This is a genomic window from Aquirufa regiilacus, from assembly GCF_032470275.1.
In the GTDB taxonomy this organism is placed as follows: domain Bacteria; phylum Bacteroidota; class Bacteroidia; order Cytophagales; family Spirosomataceae; genus Aquirufa; species Aquirufa regiilacus.
This window is the reverse complement of the sequence record NZ_JAVNWW010000011.1, coordinates 1-375: the sequence shown is the minus strand read 5'-3', so window position 1 is coordinate 375 and position 375 is coordinate 1. Positions and strand designations below refer to the sequence as shown.

The window sequence follows — 375 nt, the reverse complement described above, 5'->3', positions numbered from 1 at the left end:
AGCGAACGAGTTTAATCACCAAGAGATTAACAAAGAGAACCCATTAACCTGGGGGATTAGCTCAGCTGGCTAGAGCACCTGCCTTGCACGCAGGGGGTCAACGGTTCGAATCCGTTATTCTCCACCAGAGTGAAGTTGACCGGGGTCAACGGAATTGCATTCCGCGTTGAATCCGTTATTCTCCACCAGAGTACATGATTAAGCGAACGAGTTTAATCAACAGATTGAAAAAGTTACTAATGACTATCGACTAACGACTAGTGACTAGCGACTGAAAACACCACCCCTACCCTTTCCAAATGTGGAGATCGGAATTTGGGAACGATGTGAATGAGATGAGCGCAAGCTTATTGAATTTCACACAAGGTTCTTTGA

Annotated in this window: 1 tRNA gene; it reads left to right on the top strand. The window is 45.3% G+C overall.

Features of this window, described 5'->3' with window-relative positions:
- Positions 1-50 precede the first annotated feature (50 nt).
- A tRNA-Ala gene (locus PQG45_RS11785) sits at positions 51-127 on the top strand.
- Positions 128-375 lie beyond the last annotated feature (248 nt).